Raw genomic sequence first — 9,503 nt, forward strand, 5'->3', positions numbered from 1 at the left:
GACGACCTTAAAGCTACTATCAAGCACGGCAGCAAGAACAAACAAGTAAAAACGATCGATATACAAACGAGATGGAAATAAAGAAACAACCGATGACCTCGGCAACGCATAGCGAGTTTACACTCGAGGCATTGAGGCAAATTGCGCCTTCGGCTTTCACGGAGGTGCGGGGAGCAGATGGTGAGCTGACACAGAAGGTGGACTTTAAGGTGCTTCGTGAACTCTTGGGCGACGCTATCGCTGATGCTGACGAGGAGAGCTTTGGCTTTCAATGGGTAGGCAAGCAGGAGGCAAAGCGGGCGGCAGCCGAACCGACACGCCAGACGTTGCGCCCCGTTGTGGACGACAGTGTGGACTGGGACACGACAGAGAACCTATACATTGAGGGCGACAACCTCGAGGTGCTGAAACTCTTGCAGCGTGCTTACCTCGGCAAGGTGAAGATGATTTATATTGACCCGCCTTATAATACGGGCAACGACTTTGTTTATGAAGACGACTTCGCCATGAGTGGGGAAGAGATGGACGAAGCGATGGGCAATGTCGATGAGAAGGGCAACCGCCTACGCCGCAACCTCGACTCTAATCCCCGTTACCACTCCGACTGGTGTTCGATGATTTATAGTCGCCTACTCGTCGCACGCACCCTGCTCGCCAACGATGGCGTTATCTTTATTTCTATTGACGATAATGAGGTGCACCACTTGAGAAAGATATGCGATGAGGTGTTTGGAGTGGGGAACTTTGTAACGGAAATAGCTTGGCGTAGAACAGATAACCAACCAAACATAGGCAAGATTGCAAGGGTTAAGGAGTATATACTGATATATGCAAAGAATAGTGCAGACTATTCATTAGGACGTCTCTCTCTTTCAGAGAAAGCTCGAGCAGAATATCGTTATTCTGATGCTAAAGGTTCCTTCCGAAGGGGAATCCTTTTGGATAAAACTCGTGGGCGTAAGTTTTATCCAAAGCAGACCAAACTAGGAAATATCCTTAATGGACCATGGATGGTATCAGAGGAGATATTTGATAAACTAGATGCGAATGATGAAATCTATTGGACAGAAAGTGGAGATGGTCAACCTTACAAAAAGATCTACTTAAAAGAAAACAAGGGGCAAATACCTAGTGACTTTTGGGGTATTGAGTTTGGTACTAATCAGAGAGGGAGTTTGGAGGTTGAGGACTTATTTAAGCAACGCATATTTGATTTCCCGAAACCTGTGTCTCTCTTGTGTAATCTTATTAATGTGGGTGTCTCTAACTTTGGAGACGACTCCCTCATCCTCGACTTCTTCTCAGGCTCTGCCACTACCGCCCACGCTGTTATGCAGCTGAATGCAGAAGATGGTGGCAAGCGTAAATACATTTGTGTGCAGCTACCAGAGGAAACGCCAGAGGGTAGCGAGGCACGCAAGGCGGGTTACAACACAATTTGCGAGATTGGTAAGGAGCGCATCCGTAGGGCTGGTAAGAAGATTAAGGAGGAGGCTGGGCTGATGGGTCAGGACTTAGACACGGGCTTCCGTGTGTTTCGTACGGACTTGTCGAACATGAAGGAGGTTTACTTTAAGCCTGCCAAACTTCAGCAGCAAGACCTCTTTGCGCAAGTGGATAGTGTGAAGGCTGACCGCTCGGAGCTTGACTTGCTCTTTGGCTGTATGGTGGACTGGGGCGTGGAGCTAAGCTATCCGCTTCGGACGGAGGAGGTAAACGGTAAGCACCTGCATATTGTGAACGAGGGCGCACTCGTGGCTTGCTTCGACAAAGAAATCAGTGTTGAGGCTGTCAGTCGTATTGCGGAGCTGAAGCCACTGCGTGTCATCTTCCGTGAGGAGTGCTTTGCTACCGATGCCGATAAGCTGAATATCTATGAGAAGTTCAAGCAGTTCTGTGGCTGGAATGATGAGGAAGTCTATAAGCGTATTCACGTGTTATAAATATCAGTTAACTAAATCTTAAACATCAATGGGTGAATACAGTTGCTATATGTCCCAATGCCCACGCCGTGAGTAAGGGCTGTGGCGGAGTGTTCCCGTGTTGGAACACGGATGTTCCCGCACTGGAACTTTCATGTTCCAAAGCCGGAACATGAATGTTCCGCCGCTGGAACATTGGCGTACCACTGCTGGGAACATTTCGTTCCTCATTGTAGGACGCTGCCCAATGCACGTAATGATGATTAGACAATAGATAAGATGAAGATACAATTCAAACATCAAGCCTTCCAACGAGATGCGGCACAAGCCGTTGTAAATGCCTTTCGTGGGCAGCCGTTACAAGATTTCTTTGTTTACCGCAGAGATGTGGGTAAGGGAGTTTTGGAACTGGACGCACAGGGCTTTCGCAATCATGATATTCTACTTAACGATGAGGAGCTGACTCGCAATATTCGTGAAGTGCAAATCAGTCAAGAGCTGCAGCCAGTCAATCACGTGCTTCGTGACGGCAATGGCACACTGGCACTGAGCATAGAGATGGAGACGGGAACGGGTAAGACCTATACCTACATCAAGACCATGTACGAACTCAACAAACACTATGGCTGGACAAAGTTTATCATCGTGGTGCCGAGTGTGGCTATTCGTGAGGGAGTCATCAAGAGTCTTGAGACGATGGCAGACCATTTTGCAGAAGAATATGGCGAACGTATGCAGCACTTTGTGTATGATAGTGCACATCCTAAAGCTATCGACCAGTTTGCTTCCGACCCTAAGATACACGTGATGGTCATCAATACGCAGGCTTTCAATGCCACAGGAAAGGATGCTCGCCGCATATTTATGAAGTTGGAGGACTTTAACTATCGTCGCCCGATAGACATCCTCAGTGAGACACGCCCTATCCTGATTATAGACGAACCGCAGAGCGTATTGGGTACCGACAAAAAGAATAAGACTCGTCAGGGCTTGCAGCAGTTCAACCCACTGTTTTCGATTCTATATAGTGCTACTCACCGCAAGGCAGATGTTTACAATCAGGTTTATCGTTTGGATGCTATTGACGCCTTCAATAAGCGACTGGTGAAGAAGATAGAGGTGATGGGAGTAGAGCAGATTGGTACGACCGCCACGAATGGTTATCTTTACCTCGATGCTATCGTCCTGTCGAAGAAGAAAGGCGAGGCACCACGTGCTCGCATTAGTTTTGATGCAACGAGTAGGGTAGGTTTGCGCACGGCAACACGTCTGGTAGATGAGGGCTTCGACCTCTATGCCGAGAGTGGTGAGCTAGAGGCTTATCGTGATGGCTTTATCATAGAGCGGATAGATGGTGTGAAGGGGTGTATTCGTTTGAGCAATGGTCAAGAAATCTATGAAGGTCAGGCAATGGGAGCAATCACGGAGGAGTTGATACGGCGTATACAGATTCGCACCACCATACAGAAGCACTTCGAGCGTGAGCATCAGCTCTATAAGCAAGGAATTAAGGTGTTGAGCCTGTTCTTCATAGATGCCGTAGAGAAGTATCGCATCTATGATTCTGGTGGCGAAACCCGTAAAGGACGATGGGCAGAAATCTTCGAGGAAGAATATGTATCCGTACTGAATGAGGTGCGTGACCTTTACTGGGATGAAGAATACAAACAATATCTTCAAGGGATAAGTGCCGAGCAGACCCACGCAGGCTACTTCTCTCAGGACAAGAAGGGAAAGATGATAGACTCGAAGGTGAAGCGAGGTGAGACGGAGGCTAATGACCCCGACGCCTATCAGTTGATTATGCGCAATAAGGAACGCCTCCTATCATTGGATGAGCCTACCCGCTTTATCTTCTCTCACTCGGCATTGAAAGAGGGCTGGGATAATCCTAATGTCTTTCAGATTTGTGCGCTCAAGCAGAGCAACAACGAAGTGAAGAAGCGGCAGGAGGTGGGACGTGGTATGCGTCTCTGTGTCAATCAGCAGGGCGAACGGCAAGATAGTGACCTGCTGGGCGATGCAGTCTATGACACGAATGTGCTGACGGTGATAGCCAGTGAGAGTTATAAGGACTTCTCTGAGGCATTGCAGAAAGAACTTGCCGAGAGTATCACCTCGCGTGCAGTACTGGTTACGGCAGCATTGTTTGCAGGTAAGACCATTGTGAAAGCCAACGGAGAGAAGCTGACGCTGACAGAGTCGCAGGCAGCAACCATTTTGGAGGAACTTGTATCAGCAGGCTATGTGAAGAAGCAGAAGCTGACCGATAAGTACTTTGAGGATAAGAAGGCTGGTACGCTGCAGTTGGAGGATTGGCAAGAAGACGTGGAAGCTATCGTTCAAGAGCTGGATAAGGTGTTTAATCCTGATGTGCTTAAGGTGGAGAATGGTCGAGGCAAAGAGACAGCCCACTTCCGGATGGAACGATTTAACAAGAAGGAGTTTCAGGCCCTGTGGAAACGTATCAACTGTAAGACTTACTATGAAGTGGATTTTGAGACAGAGTCTCTAATACGTAAGTCTATTGTAGGACTGGACGATTCACTCCATGTTACCGCAATTCGTATTGCCGTCACATCGGGTACGCTGGCAAATATCCAGTCAAGAGAAGAACTCGAAGCTGGGCAGGCGATGCAGGAGGGTAAGACAAAGACGGTGAAGGTGAAGGAAGCTGTGGCAAGCGGTGTGCGTTATGACCTTGTAGGCGAATTGGTACAGCGTACGGGCTTGAAACGTAGTACGATAGTTGCGATTCTGACAGGTATCAAGCCCGAGACTTTTGGAATGTATCGTCGCAATCCAGAGGAGTTTATTATTCGTGCTGGTAATATCATCAACGAGCAGAAAGCCATTGCCGTGATAGAGCATATTGCTTACCACAAGATGGATCAGCATTATGATGCCAGTATCTTTTCAGAGCATGAACTCCGTGGGCGTATCGGTATTGATGCCATACAGAGTGAGAGGTCGCTCTACGACCTTGTAGTTGTGGATAGTCAAGGAGTTGAGAAACGCTTTGCAGAAAAGTTGGAGCGGGAGGAAGAAGTTGAGGTTTATACCAAGTTGCCACGTGGTTTCTATATCAATACGCCTGTGGGCAAGTATAATCCCGACTGGGCAATCGTCTTTCGAGAGGGAGCGGTGAAACACATCTATTTCGTTGCAGAGACGAAGGGTTCTGAGGACATTACTCAGCTTCGAGGGGTAGAGAGTGCAAAGATAGAATGTGCCAAACGCCATTTCGCCTCAATCTCTGATAGCTCGGTCAAGTTTGATGTAGTCAAGAGTTACGAAAAGTTGAAGAATATCGTTACGCAAGGTTAGGATATGATTTTATAATCTCCGGTTCAACAAAGAAGTTTATTTAAAGCATTGGTTTTGAAAACCGCTTTTGATTGATTTCTACCTTTTAGTCGGTGGGATATCACAAATCAAAGAGATTAAACATAATTGAAAGGAAAAGATACATGGATTGGAAAGAAAAAGCCATTAAGACGCTTAAGGATAGTCTTAGTCCCGTTCCGACAGAATTGAACGAGCTAGACTGGAAAAGTGGTCTGTCATGTAAGACGGACCGCCTTGCCCAACACATAAGCGCATTTGCAAATAACAAAGGAGGTGGTGTCCTTGTTTATGGTGTAAATGATGATGGAAGTTGTTTTAATTTATCGCGAGAGGATATTAAGACAATTGTCCAAAAATTAGGGAATATAGCCAAGAATAATCTGGAGTACTCTATTCCTATATCTCATAGCGTTATGAAATTTAATGGCTATGATTTGTTGTTCATCTATATACCTGAACAGCATGACAAACCAGTAGTTCTACGTGGACATAATATATTTGATTCGTATTTGCGTTCTGCAGGCCAGACTGTAAAGATGTCTCGTGATCAAGTTAAAGAAATGATTGCGACATCTAAGGGAGTCACCTTTGAAGAACGTTTAGCTTTATCTGATCTTACAAAGGGACAAATTCTTCAATATCTGGATTACAAGTCTTTCTTTGAACTTGTGGGGAGAGATGTTCCAAATACGACAGACTCAATAGTTAATCGTTTAAGTGAATACAATCTCTGTCATGGGAATAATGGAATCTGGGGTATCACTAATTTGGGAGCTTTACTCTTTGCAAGGGATTTGAAGGATTTCCCTAAACTGCGTGGTAGAGAAGTAATCGTGAGAAAATATAGTGGCAAGAACAATCGTTCTCAAGAGTTCGAGCAACATGGCACCTACGGATATGCCGTCGGCTTTGAAGGCCTAATCGATTTTATCATGCAAAATACAGGTAAAGAGAGTATTGGGGTAAAGAGAGAAATAATTCCAACCTATCCTCAAATTGCAATTCGAGAGTTTGTTGCGAATGCCATTGTCCATCAAGACTTCGGAATAAAGGGACTACCTGTGACTATAGAAATTTTCTCTAATAGACTAGCTATTACTAATGCAGGAGCGCCACTTAATGACATCAATAGGCTGATAGACCTACCACCGCAGTCACGTAATGAAGAATTGGCTCAGACAATGTTTCTTTTGGGAATTTGTGAAAAACGTGGTAGCGGAATAGACCGAGCTATTTCCGCAATTGAGCAGATGTTTCTGCCTGCCCCTAAATTTACCAAAGGCGAACAGCATACAAGAGTTTTTCTATACCCTCAAAAAAAGTTTAAGGATATGATAAAGGATGAAAAGGTGTCTGCTTGTTACCAACATGCTTGTTTGAGATATGAAAATGGAGAGTATATCAACAACTTGTCTGTTAGGGAACGTTTTGAACTTACAAAGAATGATTCATCTATAGCTTCTCGTATAATTGCTGATACAGTAGAGGTAGGACTGATAAAGCCCGTGGACCCAGAGACTAAGTCGAAGAAATTTATGACTTATTTACCATATTATGTATAGAGATTTTTATTTGCAAAGAAAATCATATTTATATGTAACAGCATGATAATCAGTAACTTTTTATTTGCAAAGAAAATCCAGTCTACCCTAATCAGCTTATTGCTGGTTCTTGAAGGAGGAGAATCACAAGAAAAAGTAGTTGTTCAGAAATTCCAGAAAACTGCTGCAGATAACAAACCTTATCTGACTACATTCTATAACCTTGATATGATTATAGCTTTAGGTTATCGTGTTCACAGTATCACCAGTCCCATTCCAAGTTGAAGTGGTATGTCATGTGGTACGTATATTTTGAGGACAACCTTATTGTTGGAGTGTTGACTATATCTTGGAGTTCCTGTCACTTCTGTCACTCATCTCTGACAGCTAAAACGTTAATGCATAGAGTAATATAGGGAAATGTTAAAATGACAGCAAACAAAATAAAAATAGAATTGTAATATAGAATGGTGTAGTTGTAAGTAGAATACAGCACGCTAATCTCACAAATAAAAAAGGAAAAAGTATCTATGCAGAAAGGCTGCACTCATGTGTATTACCTTTGCACACGTAACATAAATAATAACTTTAAAGAATAGGATTATGAAAGAACTAAAATGCCCTAAGTGTGGAAATATCTTCAAGGTAGATGAGGCCGACTATGCTTCTATATTGAACCAAGTTAAGACTAAGGAAATCGAAGCTGAGGTGAAGAGAAGAATGACTGAGATGGACGAGCGTAACAAGGCAGAATTGGCTTTGGTTACGACGAAGACGGAGCAGACATTCCAAAATAAGTTGTCGGAAAAGGAGAAGGAATTAGGTCAGAAGGTGGCTGAGATAGAGCGACTAAAAGGTGAGAAAGAGAGTGAGCTGTCTCGACAGAAAGCAGAGATGAATGAGGAGATAGCTAAACTCAAAGCACGGTTAGAAGGGATAGAGTCGCAGAAGACAAGTGAAATGAAGATTGCACTCGCTGAGAAGGAAAAGACGATCAGTGAGTTGAAATCTGAGATTAGCCAGAGTGGTGACAAACTGCAGTTGGCTGTGATGGATGAGCGTAACAAGGCGCAACAGGCAGCACAAGAGAAAGAAAACAAGATTGTGATGCTGCAGAACGAGATAGAGCAGGAGAGGAGTAAGGCTCAGCTACATGAAGCAGACTTGCAGAAGCAACATGAGAGAGAGTTGCGGATGAAGCAAGAGCAGATAGACTACTACAAAGAACTGAAGTCGAAGATGTCTACAAAGATGGTTGGTGAGACGTTAGAGCAGCATTGTAGTAATGAGTTCGAACGTTATCTGCGTCCACTGATGCCTAATGCTTACTTTGAAAAAGACAATGATGCGAGTGATGGTACGAAGGGTGACTTCATCTTCCGAGATAGTGAAGATGGGACAGAATACCTATCTATCATGTTTGAAATGAAGAACGAGATGGATACTACTGCCACCAAACATAAGAACGAAGACTTCTTGAGGAAGTTAGATGAGGATAGAAAGAAGAAAGGATGTGAGTATGCCGTGTTGGTCAGTTTGTTGGAGGCAGACAGTGAGCTATATAACAGTGGTATCGTAAATAAGAGTCATGTCTACCCGAAGATGTATGTTATTCGCCCACAATTCTTTGTGACTTTCATCACACTGTTGGTGCAGGCATCGAAGAACGCTTTGGAATACAAGAAGCAACTCATCTTAGCACAGAGTAAGGAGGTTGATGTAACGAACTTTGAGGCAAAGATGGAGGACTTCAAAGAAAAGTTTAGTAGACATTATGAGCTCTATACAAGGAAGTTTGATGATGCGATTAGGGATATAGACGCTACCATATCTAAACTGCAAAAGGTGCGTGCGGAGTTGGTTAGTAGTGAAAATAACCTGCGCCTTGCTACTAAGGATACCGAGAAATTGACCATTCGTAGACTCACAACTAATAACCCAACGATGAAGGCGAAGTTTGATGAGGCTCGGAATGCACAGGCAGCAGTAGAAATTACAGACGACGAGGAATAGGCGTTGTGTCGTTACTGTAGAATCCTTATCTATTAAATACTTGAGAAGATGAAAACATTATCCGTAAGACAGCCATGGGCCTCACTATTGGTGAGTGGGCTGAAAGACATAGAGAATAGAACGTGGGCTCCCAACTATATCAATTAGAAGATGGCTCATCTTTGAAAGCAATCAATTGGAATATGGAGGAAATCAATTACTTTGATATGGTCTTCAAATTAAAGAAGTAAGCTCCTGCTATAATAGGATGGATAGAGGTCACGAAAAAAAGTAGAACTCTTGTGTGAACGTTTGATATCATACGAACATACAGTCTATGAACATCTATGTTGTCAAATAGTCACGTGACGTCTTCTACCTGTCTCAAACTTAATATTATAGTTGTACCCTGCTCGTATTCATTAACTTTCATCATCAGACCAGAAAGTATCACACTTTGGGAATGACTTTATTTCTACTTATAAGAGAACGGCACATCGCTTTAATATGTAGGTGAAATATACATTAATAAGTCTTTACGTTTATAGTTGTGGAATAAAGGGATGTATCAACGATAAAAATCATTAGGTTTCTATGATAGGAGGCGCAAGTTCAACATAGAACTGCAATCCCAAGTGCTGGTGTAGCTTAATAATCTATACCTGAAAACACCGCGGGGTTTGGGGGCGAGAAGCCCCCA

General features: G+C 43.9%; 6 protein-coding genes. All 6 read left to right on the forward strand.

All coding sequences use genetic code 11. The features are described 5' to 3' along the window. Positions 1-71 precede the first annotated feature (71 nt). Complete coding sequence (locus CHB62_RS12040; RefSeq protein WP_089367029.1) at positions 72-1,943, forward strand: site-specific DNA-methyltransferase; 1,872 nt, start codon at positions 72-74, stop codon at positions 1,941-1,943. A gap of 258 nt (positions 1,944-2,201) precedes the next feature. Beyond that, a complete protein-coding gene (locus tag CHB62_RS12045) occupies positions 2,202-5,249 on the forward strand; it encodes a type III restriction-modification system endonuclease (RefSeq protein WP_089367030.1) in 3,048 nt (1,015 codons plus the stop codon). A 143-nt stretch (positions 5,250-5,392) separates the two neighbouring features. Beyond that, positions 5,393-6,832, forward strand: a complete 1,440-nt coding sequence (locus CHB62_RS12050) for an ATP-binding protein (RefSeq protein WP_089367031.1) — start codon at positions 5,393-5,395, stop codon at positions 6,830-6,832. Between the two features lie 42 nt (positions 6,833-6,874). After that, entirely contained in the window at positions 6,875-7,096 is a 222-nt protein-coding gene (locus tag CHB62_RS15530) for a virulence RhuM family protein (RefSeq protein ID WP_089367032.1), read from the forward strand. Positions 7,097-7,414: 318 nt separating this feature from the next. Continuing rightward, a complete protein-coding gene (locus tag CHB62_RS12060; RefSeq protein ID WP_089367033.1) occupies positions 7,415-8,824 on the forward strand; it encodes a DUF2130 domain-containing protein in 1,410 nt (469 codons plus the stop codon). 48 nt (positions 8,825-8,872) lie between these two features. Beyond that, on the forward strand, positions 8,873-8,971 hold the full coding sequence (locus CHB62_RS15585) for an ASCH domain-containing protein (RefSeq protein ID WP_089367034.1): 99 nt from the start codon (positions 8,873-8,875) through the stop codon (positions 8,969-8,971). Positions 8,972-9,503 lie beyond the last annotated feature (532 nt).

This window comes from Prevotella jejuni, from assembly GCF_900187995.1.
Taxonomy (GTDB): domain Bacteria; phylum Bacteroidota; class Bacteroidia; order Bacteroidales; family Bacteroidaceae; genus Prevotella; species Prevotella jejuni.